Raw genomic sequence first — 23,635 nt, forward strand, 5'->3', positions numbered from 1 at the left:
ACTCCTTTGTATCTTCCGGCCAGGTGTGCTTCCTTTAAAGGTGAGGTGTCTCCTGGCGTGCCAACAAGACCTTTCCACTGATCAACACATCCTGTGCACGAATGTCTGAGGGGGTCATATCAACGAAGAGTAATTCATACTGTTGCTCCTGCAAGTAGCTTTTCAGAACCTCAAAGGGTATTGGGGGTTGTCCTATCCTTCCGGCACGTTTTTGCCACAAACAATCCGTGGAAGCAATATTTTTCGGATCCAGCAAGAGTTCTGTATAATTACCATCATAGTCTTGGCCCATTGTGTGTGACTGGAGGCGAGCGACCAAATTACTAAGCGCCATCTTGACGGCGTCATTCCCTGAAAGGCCATACCCCCATGAGAGACCACACTCTTCAGCAGTCGCATCGTCTAGTCGGATTACGACAACATGTATTGGAGAGGTGTGAACAACCTCCCCTATGCGAAATGATCGTTCGAAACGTTGTGCACTCCGCAGCAAAAAGAGGGTATCTGGATCAAGGAAAGGCTGGTCATCGTCAGTCAGTTCGATAAGTTGCTGCTGACCTCCAAAAATATCTGTGATATGAACATACGCCAGAGCAGAAAGCGTCCCCTTTGTTAGCACCTCCTGAAATGTCTTTCCTATGGCAAAACCAGCAGAGGTCTTCTCAAACATTCCATTGAGATCTAAGGATAGATAGACGGCTGCGGCTGGTACGCAACAGAGGCTCTCTGTACTTAGAGAATATGCTGGCATCCACTGCCTTCGTCCATCAGCTTCAGGAAGGCATGTGCCCGACCAGGTTACCAGAAATTGTTCGGCAATGGCTCTTTCCTGAGCATCGATAAGCTCATGCATATTCATACAAAGCATTCTTCTGGTATCAACAAGAGCCATACTGTAGCGAAGTGTTGCCTCTAAAAAAGCCGAACAACGAGCCTCACGCAAGTCTTCGATACTATAACTGGTTATCTCTTGCCGTCTTCTTGGTGAAGAGAACGGCACTCCCATCACAAGTGTCGCGCACCTAAGCGGTAATTGTTCCACCTGCTCATCTTGCCATGCTTGAAAGATACCAAAATGAGGAACAATCAACTGATTCATCTTCTCAAGCAGTTCCTGGCTGGTGGTCTGGCGATCGTAGTTCCCACCAACGACATCTAGCAACTGCTGAGGATGCGTGAAAGAACCAGGGCGCGAGCAGACAGGACAGAGAGGATATGGAACAAGTTGTTCATTGCTCACCTCCAAGGTTTCACTGTCCTGAAGAATCATCTTCCCAACAGGATAAGCAGAGTGAGCGCCCGAAAGGGATAGAAATATTTCAAAGGCCAGGGTATTGCCCAGAATGCGTGTGACGGGAAAAGAGATCGATACCTCTTTAAGCCAGGGCCCATCTCCCAGAGCAAGTGCCTGCCAGAACGTTGCCTCGTACTCCTCAGTCTCATTGGCCGTTAATCGCATCTGAGCACATAGCCAGCATGGAGTCTGCTTATCTGGAGCAACAAAGGGGCCAATAAAAGACGTGCCTGCATATAAAAAAGAAGGGAAAAATGCGACGTGTTCATCAACACAACGTTGATTCAACTCAAAGAGCAATTTGAGGGAGCTCCGCTCTGAGCAGTATACAACCAGATCGTAGTCCCTCAGGCCTTCAAAGGAAGTCAGGAACGTCTCCTCAATAAGAGAAATATTCGTTTCAATCCCATTTTGAGACAAACCCTCTACCTGCGAAGTCAATGCTGATAAGTAGCTTTGGCGGCCATTCATTTTGTCGATCGGCAAAATGGAAAGGGCTTTCAGCCCATTGCGAAGCAATGAAAGGCCCAGTGCAATCAAAGCATCGCCCGATCCCAGGAGCAAGACACGACTCTCGCGAAAAGCTTTGAAGCTCTGCAACGGTGTTGGCGTAAGATGATCAAGCAACTCAATTTGTGAACGAAAGTGACGAGAGACAGCCTGGGATAACAAACTGGCATCTTCAGGAAAGGCATCATGAAGCACGCCTTTTTCTCTAAGCATGTGCACAAATTGTGCAATTTTCTCACATGCTGAAGGATTAAACCCCTGACAGATTTCCTCCAGCGTATACTCTCCATTGAGATAAGGACCAAAGCGCTCAAACCAGCGAATAATAGCCTTCCCCTTGAAACGTAAAGATATCTTATCACTTACAAAGAGAAGTTCTTCGTTATCAAGCAGATACGCTACGTGTTGGTGGATTTTGGGGCGAATATCCATAAGGGTTTGCACGAGGTTCCTCCTTGCCAAATGACACAGGTACAACTACATTAAGAAGATAGTGTTGTCGAATGAACTCCTCTAGCTCAAACATCAAAGAGATGATCTCCAGTCGCAAGCTCAGTTTTTGATTTCGCCAAATATCATTAACTGGTGAAGGTTCGTACTCCCCTTTCGTAACTGAGGCAAAGGACGTAAACGCCATGAGTGCACACGTACATCAACTCATCTCGAATACGGATGCAGTGAAACACATGGTCTTCCTGCTGATGCGAAGAGATGCTCTGAGATAATCCGCTCATAAAACTGTCTCATTCTTTCGTTTCTTGTTTGTGTGGAGTGGGTGACCGGTGCTCAGAAGTGTATTTCATCCTCCGTGAACACCGTCATATGGGCCTTCAAGCGAGGGTTAGCATATACAGCCACATGTATGTCCGCCTCCATACCCATCAGTTGGTACCATAAATGCTAAGCGAGTCTCCAACTCTTCGATCTCAAATTCCAGATCATTGAGCTCATCTTCCAAGAAGTTTTTTTTGGCATCTTCTAACGGCTGCGTAAATGGCACCTTCTTGTCTTCATTCATACCAATGTTCCTCCTTACTAACGAATTTTTGTGGGGATATCAAAGATGTATCTGCAGCACCGCTTGCAAGCACATGCGTCCTGCTCAACACCTCTTCTCCCACTAGGGCAAGTATAAAAGACCCCTTCGTTGTTGAAAACGTCTCCGGAGGCTAGCCCCTTGAAATAGCCCCTCTCGTAAAATATCTCCTGGGAGGCTCCTAATGCTCTTCTCTCCATATATCACGTCTATCTCTCGAGATTGCCATATAGTTTCACACCTGCATTCTCACTGATGCGAATGATACAAACATCTGCTGAAAGAAACGCTTGATTGGAGCGTTGGAAATAAAGCCTCGATTTTTCAATGTATGGGTTAAAAATACGCAGAAATCACTTGACAAAGGTTTCTTTGCAAAGATATACTTGCAAGTATGAATACAACAAACCATCGAGAGAAAGCCAATGAGGTGCTGGCGATTCGGGCACTCGCCCACCCATTGAGGCTGGAAATGCTCGATCTCCTCCGCTTCGATGGCCCTTCAACGGCAACGCTGCTAGGCCAACGCTTAGGGGAATCGAGTGGAGCAACGAGCTACCACCTTCGACAACTTGCCCGCTACGGGTTTGTAGCGGAAATTCCGTCTAAAGGAAAACGTGAGCGTTGGTGGTGCTACCAGGAGCGCAAGCTGATGATCCCTGTAGGCCATGCTGGCGACATGGAGGAGCGAAACCTTCTCGCTGAACTCCTCAGCAGAGAAGCGCACGCGCTTGACCGCTTTCTCACCGCGCGTTCACATCTAGGCGCGTGGGACAAGGTTGCTTTTTTCCAGTCGCGAGGTTTTCGCCTCACGGTTGATGAGCTGGAAGCGGTGAGCAAGAATATCGAGGTTTTGCTGGCTCCACTGCGACGCGCTGATGCTGAGGATGTACCTGCTGATGCCTTGCCTGTGCGCATTCTCGCCTTTGGTTTTCCATTGCCCTTGGAGGAGAAATGAACGCTTCCCTTAAAACATCGACCTTGGTTGAGGCAATTGTAGAAAAGCTTACCAATTGCTACATTTTTCCAGAACGCGCCGCGCAGGCGGTAACGCTGCTGCGTGCAAACCTTGCTGCTGGCGTCTACGAGAATTTTGTGGAGTCCAATCTCTGTGATCGACTCTCCGCTGATCTGTTCGAGACATGTGCAGATAAGCATTTGCGGCTTATTTGGCACGAGTCTGCTCAGGCCAGTCAAGATGAGGAACATCTCGTCGCCGCGCTACGCGAGCGCTTCCAACGTGAGAACAATGGCATCCGCCGCGTTGAGCAACTTCCAGGCAATATTGGCCTCATCGAAATAACGATCATCCCCGATGCCGCAACAGCAGCTGAGAGCATCACAGCAGCACTGCGGCTCGTACAATATACACACGCCCTCATCCTCGACCTTCGGAGCATGCTTGGCGGCGCTCCCGATGGCGTTGCCTTCTTCAATAGCTTCCTCTTCGCAGATGGAGAGGTCCATCTGAGCGATATTATAGAGAGTGGTTCGCAAGGGGCGACACGTCAGTTCTGGACGGCGAGTTACGTTCCGGGGCCTCGATACACTGATCGGCCGGTATATCTCCTTACGAGTGCGAAAACCTTCTCGGGTGGCGAGGCGCTCGCCTACGACCTGCAAGCACTGAAACGGGCGACAGTGGTCGGCGAGGTAACACGGGGGGGAGCCCATGCCTCATTGGTCCTCTCTTTAAGAGAACATATCGAGTTGCGGCTTCCGATTGCGCGACCGGTGAACGCAGTGACTGGGAGCAACTGGGAGGCGATCGGTGTCCAGCCAGATATGCCGACCCCGGCAGCGAACGCGCTCAGGGTCGCCTATCGTGTAGCTCTGGGGACGGTCGCTGACAACTCCGATGTACCAGAGGTGAGCCGCGCGGAGGCGAGACGACTGCTTGAGGAGCCGTAGTCATTTTTCTGAGATTTCTCTTGTTTCGCACAGTGTGAGAAAATAAGGAGGACGGTCGATGGCACAAGTATCTCGTCGCCCACAGGAAGGAGGCGAATACACTGAGGCGGAGATCTCTCCCCGATAAAGCTAAATCAGTGTCTTGTGCCTCACATTTTACCGTCATGTAGTAATCACATTTACATCAACCAGAGGCGCACATAACCACTGCTCTCGCCAAAAACGGTGGATCAATCTCCAATGATGGAAGATCGTGATTGGCTCTGGAACCGTACAAGCGCCTGGCCCATTACGGCGGCTCAACATTCAAGGCAAAAATGCAACATTCGGGTCAATAGGTGTCAACTTTTCAGGTCATTTACCACCAATCCCTGCGCACCATCCTTCATGCGTACCTCTGTCGTCGCAACGACACATGGACGCAAAAAAACAACCAGGCTATGTTTGCCATTGGTGCTACACTCCTCTTGATTCCCTTCATCCGACCGATAGGACCTTCACGAAAGGAGCAGACACTGCCTTCAGCACACACCACCACCATGAAACGACCTGCGTTTCTCCACGAAATGGAAACCATCATGCCACACACCGTCCACCATCCTGCCGATGCTCCACGCTTTCAGCGCGCCTGCGAAGCCTGGCGTCAGGCCAACGTGGCCTGGTTGCAAGTCACGCAGGCGATGAGCCCGGAAAAAGCTCATGCAGTTCTCGTTGGCATCGCGGTCGGTGGCGCCGTCCCTACCTGGATGACCCAGTGCGCCCCTGGTCCTCCACCCTCCGTCCTCCCCCTCTTTTTGGAAGTTCTATGGAGAACAGGATCTGGCCAACGCGAAGGTGAGAGTCTGGATCTATACGGGCTCCCTCGAGGTGGAGAAGCAGGCAGTCACCCACCCACGAGGATCAATGCACACCAATCACAAACAGGTTCGGGTAGTGAGATTTGCGCAAGCATACGTCACCTCATTTCGTTTTTCAAAGAGTCAGGAAGGTAAAGGTCAGATAACATCTCTCCTGGCTGTCCTTCATGAGCAGGATATGCATCTAAAATGACAATGTAAGCAAGTGGAAGAAAAAAACAATCGGTGAAGATGACTACCAGTACATGCGTTCTCTTCTCGAACCACCTGTCACGGTTGAGATGCCCGTTGAAACGCCAACAAGCAGACCAACAATAAGCCCTATCGTAATCGCAACGGGATTGGAAAATGACAACACCTGTTGAAAATTTGTAAGTGCAGCATTAAAAACATTGCTTGCGTCTTGTGAATTTGCAGCATTGGAAAACTCTTTCATCAATGCTATGTGCGTTTGAAACACAAAGAAAAAATTGACAATGAAAATTGCTACCAATGTTGATACGACCGCTGCAAGACCTCCTCTAATGATGCCATTGAGCATCCTGGCAAATAATCCCCAACCGCTCCATTGATCTTGTAAAGAGATGCGCACATTCACTGGTATCGATGCATCTTGTAGCCGGGTTTGAACTGATTTGCTTTTTGATAACGCGCTGGCTACTGTCGTGATAATGGTGATACAGCCAGTGATGATACTAATCAAGACATTGATGTTGTTTAAAGTATCCAATCGTTTTACCCCCTACAGGCTCTCTTGCTCATTCTTCTTTGCTGTCACATGTACTACCTTTATAGACGCAGCTTCTGCCCGTTTTTTGAGCTATCTTTTCTCTGTAGTCAAGGCACTAAAGGAAACAATAGCAGAGTCAGCGTTTCCTCTTGCTCAGGGATGATACCTTGTAAATTGAGGTCGTAATCGGGCTTTAATTTCTTTCTTCTGTGAAACGGTAACTTCAAATAGGATCTGAACGAAAGAGAGCAAGATACATGGAAGCAACAACCTTTGAATCACGAATCCTGAGTGTTTACCATCGGTGCTCTACTCCTTTTGATTCCCTTTAGCCAACCGATAGGACCGTAACGATCGGCCAGTATCCACCTTGTCTTATCCATAGTCCCTCCTTCCAAAATGTCTCTTCCATCAACAAAAAAACGTTACCTTATGCCCACTACCTTGCGATATACTGATCCGGTTATCTTGCCCAATTACCGCAGACGAAAAGGAAACACGATCTTTATCAGTGTCCTTTATTGAGTGCAGGTAGCACTTCGTGAGAAAGTAACTCTAACGTCGTGAGATCATGAGGGAAGTCTCTGGCGGCAATCATGAAATAGTCGAAACCGAGATGAATAAACGGTTGGAGTTGCTCTACGATCTGGGCAGGCGTCCCCACAATATTCAGTCCAAATGGCCCACCTTGCTTTGCCAGAGCTTCCTTTGCCTTCTGTTCTGTCCGAGCGCAAAAACATTGCACCATCGCGGTGCGACGTAGCGTTTTCGGATCTCTTCCCACCTCTTTACAAGCGGCGTCCAGCGCATTCACCTGACTCCTAGCCTTCTCCAGTGTATCAACGCCTGTATTCCACCAATCAGCATAGCGGGCAATCAGGCGCATCATTCTCGGCTGAAAACCTGCAATGAGCACGGGAGGAAGTGGCTCAGGATGGGGCAAACAAGATGCCTGGTGAACTTGATGGTACCTGCCAAGAAAAGTCACGCTCTCTTCACGCCACAGTGCCGTGATGATCTGCAACTGCTCTTCCAGTTCGCTGACTCGTTGCCCCGATGATGGAAAGGGAAGACCATATGCCTTTGCCTCTTCCTCCGCCCAGCCTGCACCGATGCCAAAGAGAAAACGTCCCTGGCTTAGATACTGAAAGGTGACCGCCATTTTCGCGAGATGCGCGGGGTTGCGAAAGAGCTGACAGAGCACCAGATGTCCATAACGGAATTCGGGACGCAGGGCTGCCAAATAGGTCAACATCGTCCATCCTTCAAAGAGCGGACGATTGCCAAACTGAAGATGATCAGGGAGCCAGACCGAATCAAAATGCCCTGCAATCGTCTCAAGCGCAACGCGAGTCTGGGAAAGAAACGTCTGCTGGGAAAGACCAGAGTTGCTAATGGGGAGCGTGAAACCAAATTGAATGTGTGTCATCCGTTGCTTTCCTTTACCTCTTTCATGAGCCAGCGTTCAAGCTGTTGGACGGCTTGCTCCGCGCCTCCCGGTGGCAGAACGCTGATACTTTTCATCAGAGCCATAATGGCAAAGGCAACCGCCTGCGCATCGAGATCCTCCGGCCACATTCCTTGCTTGATCCCTTCTTGCAAGGTGTTGACAAGGAACATGTACCACTCCTCTTCCCGAAGCTCAGCGGTGGCACGAATGCCGGGATCACGCTGTGCACGCAGTCCAATTTCGTGTAAGGCAGCGAAGAGTTCAGGCTCTGCCTGAGTACGACGCAACAGTTCATGCAGATGGACACGTAACTGGTCTGGCGGCGTTCCCCCCGTGGGGGTTGCCGTTTCGGCCAGACGTTGTGTTATATAGAGGACAACTGCCTGAACCAATGCCTCTTTCGTGGGAAAGTAGTGATGCAGCGTACTATGATTAATACCGACCTGCTCTGCGACTTCCCACAGGCGCAATCCCTCAAATCCCTTCTCGGCAAGAAGGTGAGAGGCGGCGAGGATCAGAGCGTGCGTGCGATTCTCGCTCCTGTGTGTGGTCTCGTTCTTGTCTGCCATCCTATATCATCTCCGTCTTCTTTCCTGCGCTTGTTCAAGGTTTTGTGATGCGCAGAACCATCAAAGCATATTCAACCGTACAGTTGGTTGAACATTACCAGAGGAGACGTAGCTTGTCAACTGCACAGTTGGGTGAATACAGACTTACTTGAATACGCCCGCCATACACTCCACATATTCGCTGGCTTCTCAAGCAATTGCAGTTGCGAAACTGTCTTAGCAAACCATCAACTGTTCGCCTCATTAACATAGACACAAGCATATCTCTGGCTAGTATAGATTTGAAGGAATGTTTTGATGCTCTACCTCTTGAGCTGCTACAAGCCATTGAGGCGTTACATGCCCTTCAAATGACAGTTTCTGACCGTGAACTGACCGAAGAAGAGGTAAAAATGCTGAAATGGTTACGGCGTGTTTTTCGTGAAGGTAAGGTCGAGGGAACATGGAAATCTTTCTGTATGACTGTGTCTGTGTCATCAGAAAATATCACAGAAGTGAGGCAATACATACAATCTTTTGAAGGGGACAAGATTCGTGAACGTATTGTTTCCTTACCAGAAACGATCACATTATTTGATATCGAATTCCCTGTGGGAGAAGTCAAATCAACCTTTGTGCAGGCAAGGCTAGAACAACATATACGAGAAATATTGGCAGAACAAAAAGAATGTGCAATACCCTTACAATTTGTGCCAGGGAGTGATCCTACATATATAAAGGAGTATCTCGACTGGATCAAACTGTCGCAACTGACTTCATAGCTAAAATAAAGTCAAAAGGATTGTCCCTCATTTTTCTTCCTTCGCAAATCGACCTATGATTTACTTGGAAGCAATGGGGCTGGCCACATTGTTTGCAACACAGCCTTATACTATTCTTTGAACTAAGAAGACGAAAAATAGTGTGCTTTTTCAGTGAAGGAAGTTTTTTTCTATGTCAACCTATCTGTGTTTTACGATTCCGCAACAAGGCAACCTGAACCCAATGCTCTCCATAGTACAGGAACTTGTGGCGCGTGGTGAGCGGGCTATTTGCTACCTCACCGAAGAATTTCGCCAGCCGATTGAGGAAACAGGAGCGATCTTCCGTGGCTATCTATCCCATCTGAACAGTGGGCCTGATATGACCACGCAAAATGAGGGGAGTCTCTCGAACGGTGCACGATTTTTACGGTTCAATGAGATGCTGTTTGAGGATTGTCAGCAATTGCTGCCCATAGTCCTCAAAGACATGGAGGGAAAAGAGCTAGACGGGATCATCTATGGACAAAGTGCACCTTGGGGTCGCATGCTGGCACAGATCCTCCATGTTCCTGGGATCTTGATCCGTACTACTTATGCCACCAATGAACAGTTTCAACTTTTCCCGGATGTGATTACACAATCTGCCTTGCCAGAAGAGGCTGAAATTCTGGCGCAACGGAGGGCTTCCCTTCATGCACGTGTCAGACAATTCTGCATAGACTATGCAATTGAGCCTTTCGATTTTTTGCACATCTTCTCATTAGCTGAACCGTTGACGCTCATGATGCTTCCACGTGCCTTTCAATATGCCGGTGACACCTTTGATAGCCGCTTTCAATTTGTGGGTCCCTGCATCTTAGCAAGCCATGATGCGACACCTTTTCCACTTGAACGCTTGCACAAGCAGTCGGTACTCTATATTTCACTTGGGACCTCTTTTAATAATCGCCCAGATTTCTATAATGAATGCTTCCGCGCCTTTGCTGATTTCCCCTCGCTGGTCGTGTTGTCCATTGGGAAACAGGTACGACTTGAGGATCTGGACCCCGTTCCCGAGAACTTCCTTGTCCATGCCGTTGTACCACAGCTCGATGTTCTGGCTCACACAAGTATCTTTATCACGCATGGTGGCATGAATAGTACTATGGAGGCATTCTCATCCGGGGTTCCGCTGATCGTGGTTCCCCAAACGATTGAACAAACACATACCGCACGCCGCGTCGAGGAACTCGGTCTCGGAATGGCCCTGGATACTGAGCAGATGCATGCTCAGACGCTCCGAGAGGCCGTCAATGCTGTGGCTCATCATCCTGATATTCGTCTGCGCGTCAAGCACATGCAAGACGCCATCGCCACAGCGGGTGGGGTACAGGCGGCGGTTAATCTGATTCTCAATCATATGCGTACCCATCACACAGTCAATGCCTGACCAGAAGATGGGGTGCGCAGAGGATGAACGAAAGGAAAAACCATGTCACAATCAGCAGCCAGACCAGTACAGGTCACCCATAGTGGTGGTCCGACAGTTCTCCTTGAAATTGGCGGACTCCGTCTGCTCACTGATCCAACCTTTGATCCGGCTGGAACTCATTATGACAGTAAACCGGCCCCACGTGTCAAAACCGCTGACCCAACCATCTCTGCTGCTCATCTTGGGCGGATCGATGCCATTCTTCTTAGCCACGAGCAACATTTTGATAATCTGGATCATGCAGGTCGTGCGTATCTCCCGCAAGCTAACCAGATCCTGACCACTCCTAAGAGCGCGCAGAATCTGGGGGGTCAGGCTCGCGGTATGAAGACCTGGGAAACAACCGAGCTTACCGCGCCCGATGGTCTGCATATCCAGATCACAGCGATGCCCGCACGTCATGGGCCAGCAGCGATACAGGCGGCCATCGGCGATGTCACCGGGTGGATGCTCGAGTGGGAAGGCCAGCAACATGGTACACTCTACATTTCAGGGGATACGGTCTTATATGAAGATATTGTAGAGATTGGCCAGCGTTATCACGTTGGGACTGCATTCCTGCACTTTGGAGCCTCTCGTGTTGATCTCTTTGGTTCAGATCCCCTTTCGCTCACAGGGCAAGCGGGAGTTGCATGCGCAAATCTCTTTGCTAAGGCGACTATCATTCCTATCCATTATGAGGGATGGTCACACTTAACTGAGGGACGTCCCGAGATTGAGCAAGCATTTGCCGCAGCTGGATTAACGCAACGATTATGCTTCCTTCCTTTTGGTCAGGTTATTAGACTCAATGTCTAAGATGGTTTCGCGCCTGAAAAAGAAGCTCAGCTTGCGAAATATAGTAAGCAACCTCTTTATCCTGGCCAGATTTATTGTGTGGGATGGAAAAGGCAAGCCCAAAAAGCTACGCGAAAAAGGCCTTTGGCAATGTATCAGAATCAGCTTACCCTATCGTGTAGACAAGAGAGGGCATCAAAAGAGAGATAGTGTGCGGGCAGATAGGAAAATAAACATGACAACAAGTGAAAGCGACATTGTCAAGCTCATTCGAAGCGCTCCGATCAACTACGCGCTACTCAAACTGATTCATCATGAAGTGGGCAATGGACTGGCTGTGCTTTCCGGATACCGGCACCTGTTACAGAAGGCCATCTCAGACCAGGCGCGAGAACCTTTCCCTCCCACACAGCATGTCTGGCAAGCTCGAAATGAGCGCGCGTTAAGCTATTTGCGAACGATGCAAGATCGAGAAAGGCTCTTGAATAATTTGCTAGTTCAACTGCGCAACCTCTCATCTGAGGCAACAGATAAGCCGCTCTATTTGCACTTTATCCGAACTGACCTCGTGGCCTTAATCAGGCTAATCATAGATACGCGCGCTCTACTCTGTCCCAATAACGTCTTCCAGGTATATATGCCCACTCAACCGCTGTTTATCATGTGTGATCCTTTCTGGATGCAGGCGCTTTTTGAACATACTATCTTCAATCCTAGAATCGTAAGACATACGGATAGTGTGCCTACCGAGATCCATCTTGAGCCCTTTCAAAATTCCATAGGTTGGGAAGCGAAAATAACGTTTCGCTTCAGAAGCGATTTGCCAAAACTCAAACTCAAACTCGAAAGTGAAACGGCGTTTGAAGCACTGATACAGCAACTTGAACAGGGCGAGTCAGAAGCTTGTGCTGCGCTGAATCATAAGATTTTGCACGAACATGGAGGATATCTCTGGAGTGAGCAGGAAGGGAGTATTTCTATTGCTTTACCACTAGTAGAAGAGAGCAGTATTGTCAACGTCGTGAGAGAGTAGATTCTCTCGCTGGAAACCAATGATGCCAGCATAGCGGCATCTTTTTTTATACTGCTATTCTTGACTCTTTATTCCAGAACTGCTATACTCTTGTATGAGGAGGATGAACAACGAGATGGCACGGCCAAAAGAATTTAATCGCGACCAGGTGATTGACAAAGCCATGGATCTATTCTGGGAAAAGGGATATGAAGGGTCGTCCGTGGAGGACCTTGTTCAGTGCACAGGCATTGGGCGCGGCAGCCTCTACGATACCTTTGGTGACAAGCACGCACTGTATCTGATCGCCCTTGATCGCTATATGGGAACAAGCGGAGGACCGCTCAACAATCTGCAGGGTCAGGAGAACTCATTCCGCGACGCTTTACGGAACTTTTTTCAGGATCGTATCGAAGAGGCCTTCACGGGTCCAACCCGTTATGGCTGCTTCATGGTCAATGCTGGCATCGAGCTGGCGCCGCACGATCCAGAGGTCGCGCAAAAAGTGCAGGGCGGTCTGGATCAAACAGAGGAGGCTTTCTACCATGTCTTGATCAAAGCGCAAGCCGCAGGTGAGCTGTCCTGGAAGGCCAATCCCCACCAGCTGGCTCGCTTTTTGCTCAATACGCTCCTGGGTATCCGCGTGCTCTCACGTGCTAATCCTGATCGTCAAACGCTTCAAGACGTTGTAGAGACAGCATTGATGGCGTTGGGATAATTTTTTGTGTCTATATTCTTGAACGAAGATTCAAGAATATAGACACAATTGATGGTTCAATAAAAGGGAAGTAACAACTATGAATGTACTAGAAGGAAAAGTTGCCCTGGTTACAGGTGGCAACAGTGGAATTGGTCTGGCCGCCGTCAAAAAATTTCATGAGAACGGAGCCAAAATCGTCTTTTCGGGTCGTGATCCCGAGACACTGGCGGCGGTCGCCAATGATTTAGGGGCAGATGTACTGGGAGTTCAAGCCGACGTCACAAGGGCAGGTGATCTGGACAAACTGATGACAAGTACACATGAAGCCTTCGGCAAGCTGGATGTCCTGTTTGTCAACGCAGGCATAGTTGGAGGTGGAAAGATAGAAGCCGCGACAGAGGAAATGTTTGACCGCGTGGTTAGCACCAATTTCAAAGGTGCATATTTCACGATTCAGAAGGCCCTGCCTTTCTTAAACGATGGCGCATCGATCATTCTCAATGGATCAATTAGCGCTAAAATGGGGTCGGACAGTGGTTCTCTCTATTCAGCGAGTAAAGCGGCCGTTCACTCGCTGGCACGTACGCTCTCCACTGAACTGTTGCCACGTCGCATTCGCGTCAACACTATCACGATAGGCCCTACCGAGACTCCTATTATTGAGAGAGATGGGCAGCTGCCAGAGGCAACCGTTCAGCAGATCAAGAACACACTGGCGGAGCGTATACCGATCAAGCGTATGGGACGGCCAGAAGAGATCGCCAATGTCGCCTTGTTCCTGGCTTCCGACCAATCCTCCTTTGTAGTAGGATCTGAGATTGCTGCAGAGGGTGGCATCCTGATCAACGCGATCTGAAGCTGGATCACGCCATACAATCAAGAGGGCAGGGAGTGGTCGTGGATACGCTCACGCCTCTTGAGCACGTTTCCCAGCGTACGGCTGGGAAACGTGCTCACTCTTCGCCCGCATCTTGATGAGGATGCTGACCACTTCACCTCGATGAACAGAGATCCGCAGAAGTATCTCCCAGCTATGTTAAAGTATGGTATGCTAAAGGCAGATACCACGAACGACGATGAACAGAGATCCGCAGAAGTATCTCCCAGCTATGTTAAAGTATGGTATGCTAAAGGCAGATACCACGAACGACGAGGAAACACATGAGTAGTAATGGCTTGATCACAGTGGCAAGTAAGTACAAAGTTGGTGAGACGCTTGATCGCTTAACCGCCGTCATTACCGCAGCGGGTTTACGAGTCTTCGCTCGGATCGATCACGCCAACAATGCGAAAGAAGTTGGGCTAGATCTTCGTCCAACGGAATTACTTCTCTTCGGCAACCCCATGGGCGGCACTCCACTTATGCAGGACAAGCAAACAGCCGGGATAGATCTTCCTATCAAGGCGCTGGTCTGGGAAGATCAAGAGGGAAGGGTGTGGTTAACCTACAACGAGGCGGCATGGCTTGCCACCCGGCACGCGTTGGGAGCCAGGAGCAAACACTCTATCGAGACGATTGAAGCCAACATGGCTAACCTTGTTTCAAGCATCACCTGACCGGACAGATGTGAACTCAAAATTCCTTGTCCCTTCATAGCCACACAGCCACACGTTATGCACAGCTCCAAACGCATCTATTAAGATGGGCCATGACATTATATTACTTGCGGGTCCTTGCTGAGTCCGCACGCAGCATACAGGCCAATAAATCCCATTTTATCTTCCCCCCGAAAGCAAACACCTTTCCCTCATACTCTTTCTAGATTCTATATTGTAGAAGTAATTATCTTGACAAAAAGTATATTCGTATTTTACTCTTAATGGAAATGGTCCTCAATTAGCTGTTCTTCTTAGGCCGTCATACCAGGCTGATATCCACAAAATCACACAGCAGGTAAAAGGATCCGTAATGAAGACATTTTATTATCAACGTGCATTGGATATTCCTTCTGCAATAGCGATGATCTCGCAAGATCCTGGTGCACAGTTTATCGCGGGCGGTACCAGTCAGGTCGATTTGATGAAGGAAGATGTTCAGCATCCGACGCGACTGATCGACATTTCTCAGCTACCGCTTGTCGAGATTGAGCCAATGCCATCTGGTGGCCTGCGCATTGGGGCCAATGTCAAGAACACGACTGCCGCCAGACATCCCCTCATTGCCGCGACATATCCCGCCATTAGTGAAGCGATCCTGGCTGGAGCATCGCATCAGATTCGTAATATGGCTTCGATGGCCGGAAATCTGCTTCAGCGCACTCGTTGCCCCTATCTGCGAGATCCCAATCAGCCTTGCAACAAGCGAGATCCTGGCACGGGCTGCTCCGCTGTTGACGGTTATAACAGAATGCACGCCATTTTTGGCCAGAGCGATTATGGTGCCTCAAGCCCACTCACCTGTATCGCCGCGCACCCCTCCGATCTGACCACCGCGTTAGCGGCCCATGAGGCGGTCATCGTCATCGAAGGTCCAGACGGTCCGCGAAAAATTGGCTTCGAACAGCTTTATCGCCTACCGGGTGAGACGCCACATATCGACACGAATTTGCGCCAGGACGACCTGATCGTCGCGATCGAGTTACCCGCGTTCGAGGGCAACTCGCACTATCTTAAGGTACGCGACCGAGCTTCGTATGCCTATGCCCTTGTGTCGTGCGCGGTAGCGCTAATCATGGATGACGAGCGCATTGCGGTAGCACGTATCGCGCTCGGGAGCGTGGCGGCCAAACCGTGGCGAGCATACGCGGCCGAAGCAATGCTCAAGGGCCAACTTCCCACGAAAGAGCTGTTCGAGAGAGCAGCGACCCGGGCGCTTGAAGGAGCCCAACCGTACAACATGAACAGCTACAAACTGGAGCTTGGACGGATGGTGGTCCAACAAACACTTCTTGAGACCGCTGGATTGGAACCACTACAAGGAATGCAAGCCACAGCGTTCGCGTCGAGCGTTGGTGGCATAGCAGGCATTGTCGAACCGTTATGAGGCGCGAGCCAGAATGTTGCTCAGGATGACATGCCTCTCAACACCAATTCCTCTCTCTTTCTCTAAGGAAGGCAAAGTTATGAACGATACACAAATGTTTACCTCCATCGGTCAAGCTCTTCCACGTATAGAAGGCTACGAGAAGGTTACAGGTACCGCAACCTTTACCGCGGAATGGGCCGTCCCGAATTTGACGTACGGCGCGGTCGTCGATAGCGCAATTGCACGAGGAACCATCCGCGAGATCGATACGGCAGAGGCGCTTGCGGCTCCCGGCGTGATTGCCGTCATCACGCACAAAAATGCGCCACGCCTGCGGCCCTATCCAGAAAACGGGGGAAGTTTCGCCCTCACTGGTGAGGGAGGACTGGCCGAAAGGCGGCTACCGTTGCAAGATGGGACTATTTACTATGGTGCTCAATCTATCGCGGTGGTAGTGGCCAATACATCGGAGCAAGCTCGTTATGCCGCAACGCTTGTCCACGTCACCTACGACAAGCAGGCGCCGGAGCTCGTTATGGAGACGGCAAGCCAGCAGGTATTCCCAAAGTTATTCCTCGGAAATGAGCCCTTACAGATCAACACTGACGATGCGCGCGAGGCCATCGAGGCGGCACCAGTACAGATGTCGAGAGTATATGAATCAGCGATCTGTCACCACAATCCGATCGAGTTGTTATCCACCATCGCCATGTGGGACATGCATGATGGCGAGGAATACCTCAAACTATACGACACCACACGTGCGTTGGATACACTCCGCGACGTCTTCGCTCAATCTCTCGACATGCCTGCGAAAAATATCAGAATTATTTCCCACTACATTGGAGGAGCATTCGGTTCCAAAGCCTGGTCCTTCTTCAATCCTTTGTTGGTCGTGCTCGCGGCCCGTGTAGCGAAGCGTCCTGTCAAGATTGAATGGCGCCGACAGCAGATGTACTCGGTGGCCGGTCATCGCGCCGGAACCAAACAGACCATCAGCCTTGGCGCGACGCAGGACGGCAAGCTTTCAGGACTCAGACACGACTCGCACACGCATTCGTCACAGGTCAGTGGCTATACCGAGTTCGTCTCGCGCATGACGCTCATGATGTATGATGTTCCACACATAGGCTGTTCAAACCAACTCTCTTATCTCAATCTCCCCTCGCCCACCGTGATGCGCGGACCAGGTTTCCTGCCAGGCGGCTGGGCCCTTGAGTGTATGCTGGATGAGCTCGCAAGCGAAGTAAAGATCGATCCCGTTGAATTGCGTCTGAGGAATTATGCGGAAACGAACCCGAACAACGGCCTCCCCTTTTCAAACAAGAGACTTCGAGAGTGTTACGCGCGCGGCAAGACGCTCTTCGGCTGGGATGCACGCAATCCCACACCACGCTCGACGCGGGTTGGCAACAATCTGATCGGCCATGGCATGGCGAGCGCGATGCTTCCAGCCGACCGGGTAGAGGCATCGGCCCAGGCCACCATTTTCGCCGATGGGAACGCGCTGGTATGTAGCGCCACCCATGAGCTCGGCAATGGTGCCTACACAATCTTCCGCCAGATTGCAGCCTATGGGATCGGCCTGCCCTTTGAACGGGTCCGCTTCGAGTTGGGTGATACCAACTTTCCGACCGCCCCTTCGACACATGGATCAGTCACGACCGCCACGGTCGGAACAGCTGTACTTGAAGCCGCCCACAATGTCGTCACAGAACTCAAGAAGAGAGCGATCCAGGACCCGGCCTCGCCACTCTTCAGGGCCACACTCGATGCAATCGACGCGCATGAGGGACGACTACACCTGCGCGAACAGGTCTCAATCGGCGAGGAGTATCGCGCGATTCTGCAGCGCGCCGGACTCTCCCAGCTCGTCGCAAGCAGTACCGCCAGACCGGGAGATGAGCGCAAGCAGTTCGCCTTCTTCTCCTTTGGCGCGGTCTTCGCCGAGGTACGTGTCGATGAGAGAACAAACGCCATCCGCATCGCGCGACTGTGCGGAGTCTATGACGTTGGGCGGATTATCAATCCTAGAACTGCTCATTCTCAGTTGATGGGGGGGATGATCTTCGGCCTGGGCGCCACATTGATGGAAGAATCGCTTTACGATCCTCACAGTGGTCTCCCCGTTGTCCGCAATCTTGCCGATTACCATTTCCCAAGCTGCGCGGATACACCAGAGATCATGATCGAGTCCCTCAACATCCCCGATCCCAACATGGGAGCACTAGGTGCTCATGGTGTCGGTGAGTTAGGCTGCAATGGAGTTCCCGCCGCGATTACCAATGCAATCTTCAACGCGACAGGCAAGCGGATTCGCAGCCTGCCGATTACGCTAGACAAACTGATCGAGGCCTGACCGTCCCGCACAGAACACAAAGGAAAGTAGAGATGCAAGACTATTCTATCGGCTCCTTGCCAAAAAGAGGTGGAGTAACACCATCCAATCCACAGCAGCAGTATATTGTACGCGTGAACGGAAAAAGCTACCAGATCGAGTCGGATGTACGCACAACAGTTCTCGACGCGCTACGCGAGCAGATTGGTCTGACCGGTGTGAAAAAGGGATGTGACCATGGGCAGTGTGGGGCCTGTACCGTCTATGTCGATGGAACGCCCATGTTGTCCTGCCTCATGCTGGCAGTGATGGCACAAGAGCACGATATTACCACAATCGAGGGACTCGCAGAGGCGGACGGTACACTCCACCCTATGCAGCAGGCCTTTATCGACCGGGACGCCTTTCAATGCGGTTATTGCACAGCCGGCCAGATCATGTCGGCGATTGCATGTGTAGAAGAGGGACAGACAGGTTCCCGCGCCGAAATCCAGGAATTCATGAGTGGTAACCTGTGCCGTTGCGCGGCCTATCCCAACATCATCGCCGCCATCGAGCAGGTGAAGCAATCCAGAGGCGCAGCAGGTGACTGAAAAGCAGGGCTGTTGACATCTTGAACAAAGAGGTGCAACAATTATGACACAACAAGAAAACAGCAGAACGTTACGCACAATCACATTGGAAGAACATTATGCGATACCAGCCCTCATGCAAGAGCCAGGACACCAACTCAAGGATCAAGCACAAGTTGCTCAAGCCCATTCCCAGGAGTCCGCGAGCATGAAAGGACTGCTCGATCGGCTGTACGACCTTGATGATCACAGGATCGCAGAAATGGATGCCGCCTGCATAGACATGCAGGTTCTCTCGTTGGCCGCTCCTGGCACAGAGCAGCTTGACGCTCATGACTCATTGGCACTTGCCCGCGATGCCAACGACCTTCTCGCGATGGCAGTAAAACGTCATCCAGACCGTTTCGCTGGATTCGCAGCGTTGCCAACCGGAGTGCCAGACGCCGCCGCCGAAGAATTGGAACGCACCGTGCGTACTTACGGCTTCAAAGGAGCACTGATTAACGGCCATATTCGCGGCCGCTACCTGGATGATCCATTCTTCTGGCCAATCCTGGAACGTGCCGAAGCACTGCAAGTGCCGCTCTACCTCCATCCAACCCGCCCTCCACAGGAGGTAGTTGCGACATCATACACAGGAAACTATGCACCCGAGGTGGCGGTCGCCCTCTCAACCGTTGCCTGGGGTTGGCACATCGAAACGGCGGCCCACGTCCTACGCATCATCCTTGGTGGAGCCTTCGACCGCTATCCACGCTTGCAACTGATCATCGGTCATATGGGCGAGGCGCTTCCATTTATGCTCCCTAGAATTGATCTCAAGTTACCCAGACAATTAACGAAACTTGATCGCCCACTTGGAGCCTATCTGCGCGAGAACCTCTACTACACGTTCAGTGGTTTCAACTTTCTTCCAAACTTTCTTAATGTGTTGCTGCAAGTAGGAGTTGACCGGACTATGTTCGCCGCCGACTATCCTTATAGCCCGATGGAACAGGCATATACCTTTCTGGAACAGTTGCCGGTCAGTCCCGCCGATAAGGAAAAGATCGCACATGGCAACGCGGAGCGCCTCTTACACCTATGAGCGTAAGAACCAGGATCCAATCCATTTCACCTCAAGGGTGTCGCCTGGAACGAATGGACGGGATGCTGTTGATGCGACCGAACAACGCGTCGATGTGAGGGCGATCATGATGGGACGCATGTCGTTGCAAAAAACAGCGGCAGCAACAGCTTGGAAGTGACCCTGAGCGGTCCTGGCGTGGTAAAGGGGGGATAAGCTTTAGGGGGTATGAAATAATTGGTGCATATGGTCAGAATTCGCCATCCTGGATCTGGAGAAATCGCTTCTTCTCCAGATCTAGCAACACAGCACTCAAGCAAATGTAAGCGTCTCCCCATCCTGGGGAATCAGCAGGTGTGTATCACGGATTCCATGCTCTCTGGCATATGCCCGCAGGTCGGAGCGCGAAATAGTTGCATGGTCAACTGAATCCATATGCGTTGCCACCACAGTACTATTCGGAGCCGCCTGGCAGACAGCCACGGTCTGTTCCGCGTCCATCACAATAAAGCCTTTTTGCCCCCAGGTCGCACCACAGGAGTGAGTCACAATAACCGCCGGATGCGTGCGCCCAATCGTCTCTTGTACCCCTTCGTACCAGATGGTGTCTCCCGCCCAGTAGCATGTTGGCTCCTGCTCATGTTGAAAAACAAAGCCTGAAACCTCTCCCATGTCCGCCAGGACCTCGCCTTTACCATGTTGTCCAGGTACGCGCATAATAGTTATGCCATTCCAGACCACTGATGGCTCAATTGGCATTACATGCTGAAAACCATATGCCGCAATCCGCTCCTGATCCGCAGGTTGACAAAAAAGCGGAAGATCCTTGCTCATTGCTGTTCGCCCCGCCTGATCAAAATGATCGCTATGCAGATGGGAGATGAGCACCATTTCTACCCTTGCCAGTATTTCTTGCGGAGTCAAGGGCAGATCCACCAGTGGATTCAAAGAGCGACCAGCGTAAGATGGAAGAGTTTGCTTAGCCGCTAGATAGGGATCTATAAGAAAGGTGTGTCCTGCATAGACAATGCGCAACGTCGCACTACGAATAAGTTGTATCTGCATACTACGCTCCTGTTTCATGACTGTTAAAATATACTATACTTTGACCTGCTCACCACATCTGAAAATGTTTATAACAAGATTGTAAACGTAAGTCCTTGCCAACGGCAAATAGTATGAACCCACCTTCCCGACCACACTGTTCCTGGCGAAATGCGCTCGAACCACTTTTGTAGAGGCTCTAAAAATACGAAAGCATTTCGCGCTATTCATAAACAACAGGGCTTTTGTCGCCCGATGAGCACAAAGATTTTACTCTTTGACGAAAGTGGTTCAAGCGCACCTCCTATGGGGAAGGGTGACGGTAAAAGTGGAGCCTTTACCAACCTCGCTCTCCACTGTGATGATACCCTCATGATCCTTAACGATCCTGGCCACGATATAGAGCCCCATGCCCAGGCCGGTGATCCCTTTTTGCTGGGGAGTAGCAACCCGATAGAAGCGTTCAAAGATTTTCTCGCACTGTTCTCGTGGAATACCAAGGCCATGATCACGCACACGAACGGTGATCCCATCTTCAGTGGTGTCCATCTTCACCTCGACCGTCTGTGCCTGAGGGGAATATTTGATGGCGTTGCTGATCAGGTTGGTGAGGACCTGTCCCAGTCGGTCTCGATCCCCGATCAGGCAAGCCCTCGCTGGCGCACCTACTACAATACGATGGGATGGATAGCTGTATTGTAGAGTGTCGGTGACCTCTCGAAGGAGCGCATGAAGATCCACTCGCTCCTTCCGGTATTCCAGCTTGCCCGCCTGAATCTTGGAGACATCGAGGAGCTCCTCAATCAGGCGCTCAAGTTGTTTAATGGGCTCCTCCAGGGTGGAAAGCGCTGTGACTACCTCGTTATGTGATTGCTTTTGTTGCCGTCTGCGCGTCAGCTGAACTCGCATCTTCAAGGCCATGAGCGGATTCCTCAATTCGTGGCTGGCCATATTGATGAATTCATCCTTGCGTTGATCGAGTTCTTTGCGGGCCGAATTATCCAGGATAAAGCCAATGGTCCGAGACGGATGAGTTCTTAATGCGACTTGTCCTACGATGACTGGAAGGCGACTACCATCCTTGCAGATAACCTCTTTCTCATAGGGCACGATCGCGTGCTGGGCAGCCAATTCCTGCTGCGCTTGTACGGTTCGAGTGTGATACTCAGGAGGTGTCATCTGCATCCAGTCTATGCGTCTGGCATGCAGGTCTTCGCGGCTATAGCCAGTCATACGCAAAGCAGTGCCATTCGCGTCTACCACCAGTTCCCCTTCGGTAATGACGATACCAATAATGCAGGAGTTCATCAAGGCGCTTACGCATTCCTGGCTCTGACGCAAGGCTTCTTCGATGCGCTTCTGCTCGTCGATGTTGGTACATGTCCCCACCCAATGGAGGATCGCTCCCTGCTCATTCTGCTGTGGCACGCCTCGGACCAGAAACCAGTGATAGACTCCGTTGTTGCCATCTTGCATGCGATATTCTATTTCAAAGGGCATGCCAGTCTGAAGAGCCGTCTGCCACACCTCCCGCACCCGTTGCAGATCTTCCGGATGCACGAACGCCATCCATCCATTCTCCTGGACCTGTTCGAGGGTAAGCGCTAAATAGTTGATCAAGCGTTGATTGTTATAGATAACCGATCCATCGGGGTGTGTGAGCCAGACCAGCTGAGGGAGCGCATCAAGCAGGGTATGTATGGCTTCGTCGGTGCGCTTACGGGCGGTAATATCCGTCCCGGCGTAGATGAGGTAATCGACATGCTGATGCATGTCCCAATGAGGCATAATGATGACCTCAATATACAGGTCGAGCCCCTTTCTGGGGTGAATCAGCGTCTCGAAGCGGACCGTTTCTCCCTGGCTGGCGCGTGTGATAGCAGCGCGTAGTTGGCGTTGACTGGTAGGATAAAAGGCCCACCAGTAAATATCAGCCAGTGGCCAGCCAATCACCTTTTCACGTTGGAAATGTGGCTCGTCGAACGAGGCGTCATTATTGATGTCCAGCACAATCCCCTCAGGCGTTAAAATCCCGATCCTGGTATGCAAACCATTCAGGTCATCAAAGGAAAGATGCTCCAGTTTGGGAACTGTTTGCGGAGGTTGATCGGGTTCTCTCACCTCATGGAATTGCAACACGAGCCCTTCAGCAATCGGAGAGAGTTGGACGTGAAGCCGGGTTTGCGTCACGGGCACAATATATTCCACTTCGGTCGGTTTCTGGCTCTGTTTCATTGCATACACAGCCTGGTAGAGGGTAGGGCTCATCAGATGGGAAGCACTGTACCAAAAGGAGGTTCCAATCAATGATTCTGGGGTGGTTCCTACCATCATACATGCGCTGGTATTGGTATAGATAATGGTGCCGCTGTCATCGATGATAATGAAGGCATCTGAAAGGGTATCAAGAAGTTGGCTGAGCGTCTCATGAGACGTCGAATACAGATGTTTACTCCTTGTTTGATTGGACATATCGTAATCACTCTTTCATTAATAAACCTCCCATCCTTGAGAAGATGATGTACTCCTGTTTAAAACTCAAGAGAATGCTCGCGTACCGGCTTTACTTCTATCAACAAACACCCGGCGC

The 23,635-nt window shown here is 50.7% G+C and carries 22 protein-coding genes; 15 read left to right on the top strand and 7 right to left on the bottom strand.

Annotated features, from left to right (window positions below; genetic code table 11):
* Positions 1-34 precede the first annotated feature (34 nt).
* Positions 35-2,248 (bottom strand): TOMM precursor leader peptide-binding protein, encoded by a 2,214-nt coding sequence (locus tag EL633_RS23015; protein ID WP_126629646.1) that lies wholly within the window; start codon positions 2,246-2,248, stop codon positions 35-37.
* A 397-nt stretch (positions 2,249-2,645) separates the two neighbouring features.
* Positions 2,646-2,822, bottom strand: a complete 177-nt coding sequence (locus EL633_RS36705; protein WP_161982363.1) for a hypothetical protein — start codon at positions 2,820-2,822, stop codon at positions 2,646-2,648.
* A 412-nt stretch (positions 2,823-3,234) separates the two neighbouring features.
* Between EL633_RS36705 and EL633_RS23020 the strand changes: the two genes are divergently transcribed.
* From EL633_RS23020 to EL633_RS23030, 3 genes are all read left to right on the top strand, one after another.
* Positions 3,235-3,798 (top strand): winged helix-turn-helix domain-containing protein, encoded by a 564-nt coding sequence (locus EL633_RS23020; protein WP_126629647.1) that lies wholly within the window; start codon positions 3,235-3,237, stop codon positions 3,796-3,798.
* The gene (locus tag EL633_RS23025; RefSeq protein ID WP_126629648.1) at positions 3,795-4,751 is read left to right on the top strand and encodes a S41 family peptidase; all 957 of its coding nucleotides are present in this window, start codon (positions 3,795-3,797) and stop codon (positions 4,749-4,751) included. The genes EL633_RS23020 and EL633_RS23025 overlap by 4 nt, the downstream gene beginning before the upstream one ends.
* Before the next feature lie 338 nt (positions 4,752-5,089).
* Positions 5,090-5,743: a hypothetical protein gene (locus EL633_RS23030; protein ID WP_126629649.1), complete on the top strand. Its 654-nt coding sequence runs from the start codon at positions 5,090-5,092 to the stop codon at positions 5,741-5,743.
* Between the two features lie 100 nt (positions 5,744-5,843).
* Here EL633_RS23030 and EL633_RS23035 read toward each other — a convergent pair whose 3' ends face one another.
* The 3 genes from EL633_RS23035 to EL633_RS23045 form a co-directional block, all read right to left on the bottom strand.
* On the bottom strand, positions 5,844-6,338 hold the full coding sequence (locus EL633_RS23035; protein WP_126629650.1) for a hypothetical protein: 495 nt from the start codon (positions 6,336-6,338) through the stop codon (positions 5,844-5,846).
* 508 nt (positions 6,339-6,846) lie between these two features.
* Complete coding sequence (locus tag EL633_RS23040; RefSeq protein WP_126629651.1) at positions 6,847-7,767, bottom strand: LLM class flavin-dependent oxidoreductase; 921 nt, start codon at positions 7,765-7,767, stop codon at positions 6,847-6,849.
* Positions 7,764-8,357: a TetR/AcrR family transcriptional regulator gene (locus tag EL633_RS23045; protein ID WP_126629652.1), complete on the bottom strand. Its 594-nt coding sequence runs from the start codon at positions 8,355-8,357 to the stop codon at positions 7,764-7,766. Before EL633_RS23045 ends, EL633_RS23040 begins: the two co-directional genes overlap by 4 nt.
* Positions 8,358-8,560: 203 nt before the next feature.
* Between EL633_RS23045 and EL633_RS23050 the strand changes: the two genes are divergently transcribed.
* From EL633_RS23050 to EL633_RS23105, 12 genes are all read left to right on the top strand, one after another.
* Positions 8,561-9,118 carry a hypothetical protein gene (locus tag EL633_RS23050; protein ID WP_126629653.1) on the top strand — a complete coding sequence of 186 codons (558 nt, stop codon included), beginning with the start codon at positions 8,561-8,563 and terminating at the stop codon, positions 9,116-9,118.
* A gap of 172 nt (positions 9,119-9,290) precedes the next feature.
* Entirely contained in the window at positions 9,291-10,529 is a 1,239-nt protein-coding gene (locus EL633_RS23055) for a macrolide family glycosyltransferase (protein WP_126629654.1), read from the top strand.
* A 42-nt stretch (positions 10,530-10,571) separates the two neighbouring features.
* Positions 10,572-11,369: an MBL fold metallo-hydrolase gene (locus EL633_RS23060; protein WP_126629655.1), complete on the top strand. Its 798-nt coding sequence runs from the start codon at positions 10,572-10,574 to the stop codon at positions 11,367-11,369.
* A gap of 214 nt (positions 11,370-11,583) precedes the next feature.
* Positions 11,584-12,381: a HAMP domain-containing histidine kinase gene (locus tag EL633_RS23065; RefSeq protein ID WP_126629656.1), complete on the top strand. Its 798-nt coding sequence runs from the start codon at positions 11,584-11,586 to the stop codon at positions 12,379-12,381.
* 115 nt (positions 12,382-12,496) lie between these two features.
* Positions 12,497-13,078, top strand: a complete 582-nt coding sequence (locus EL633_RS23070) for a TetR/AcrR family transcriptional regulator (RefSeq protein ID WP_126629657.1) — start codon at positions 12,497-12,499, stop codon at positions 13,076-13,078.
* Positions 13,079-13,157: 79 nt separating this feature from the next.
* Positions 13,158-13,916, top strand: coding sequence for an SDR family oxidoreductase (locus EL633_RS23075; protein ID WP_126629658.1), 759 nt, complete (start codon positions 13,158-13,160; stop codon positions 13,914-13,916).
* A gap of 329 nt (positions 13,917-14,245) precedes the next feature.
* Entirely contained in the window at positions 14,246-14,617 is a 372-nt protein-coding gene (locus EL633_RS23080) for a DUF302 domain-containing protein (RefSeq protein WP_218027562.1), read from the top strand.
* 352 nt (positions 14,618-14,969) lie between these two features.
* On the top strand, positions 14,970-16,043 hold the full coding sequence (locus tag EL633_RS23085) for an FAD binding domain-containing protein (protein ID WP_126629660.1): 1,074 nt from the start codon (positions 14,970-14,972) through the stop codon (positions 16,041-16,043).
* A 79-nt stretch (positions 16,044-16,122) separates the two neighbouring features.
* Complete coding sequence (locus EL633_RS23090) at positions 16,123-18,384, top strand: xanthine dehydrogenase family protein molybdopterin-binding subunit (protein WP_161982364.1); 2,262 nt, start codon at positions 16,123-16,125, stop codon at positions 18,382-18,384.
* Positions 18,385-18,416: 32 nt separating this feature from the next.
* A complete protein-coding gene (locus EL633_RS23095) occupies positions 18,417-18,956 on the top strand; it encodes a (2Fe-2S)-binding protein (RefSeq protein ID WP_126629662.1) in 540 nt (179 codons plus the stop codon).
* Between the two features lie 43 nt (positions 18,957-18,999).
* Positions 19,000-20,022, top strand: a complete 1,023-nt coding sequence (locus EL633_RS23100; RefSeq protein WP_126629663.1) for an amidohydrolase family protein — start codon at positions 19,000-19,002, stop codon at positions 20,020-20,022.
* On the top strand, positions 19,991-20,182 hold the full coding sequence (locus tag EL633_RS23105; RefSeq protein WP_126629664.1) for a hypothetical protein: 192 nt from the start codon (positions 19,991-19,993) through the stop codon (positions 20,180-20,182). Before EL633_RS23100 ends, EL633_RS23105 begins: the two co-directional genes overlap by 32 nt.
* Positions 20,183-20,313: 131 nt before the next feature.
* Here the strand turns inward: EL633_RS23105 and EL633_RS23110 are convergent, their stop codons facing one another.
* Together EL633_RS23110 and EL633_RS23115 are read right to left on the bottom strand one after the other, a co-directional pair.
* Complete coding sequence (locus tag EL633_RS23110) at positions 20,314-21,066, bottom strand: MBL fold metallo-hydrolase (RefSeq protein ID WP_126629665.1); 753 nt, start codon at positions 21,064-21,066, stop codon at positions 20,314-20,316.
* 270 nt (positions 21,067-21,336) lie between these two features.
* Positions 21,337-23,517, bottom strand: coding sequence for a PAS domain S-box protein (locus tag EL633_RS23115; RefSeq protein WP_126629666.1), 2,181 nt, complete (start codon positions 23,515-23,517; stop codon positions 21,337-21,339).
* Between the last annotated feature and the right edge of the window lie 118 nt (positions 23,518-23,635).

Source organism: Dictyobacter alpinus, from assembly GCF_003967575.1.
Lineage (GTDB): Bacteria > Chloroflexota > Ktedonobacteria > Ktedonobacterales > Ktedonobacteraceae > Dictyobacter > Dictyobacter alpinus.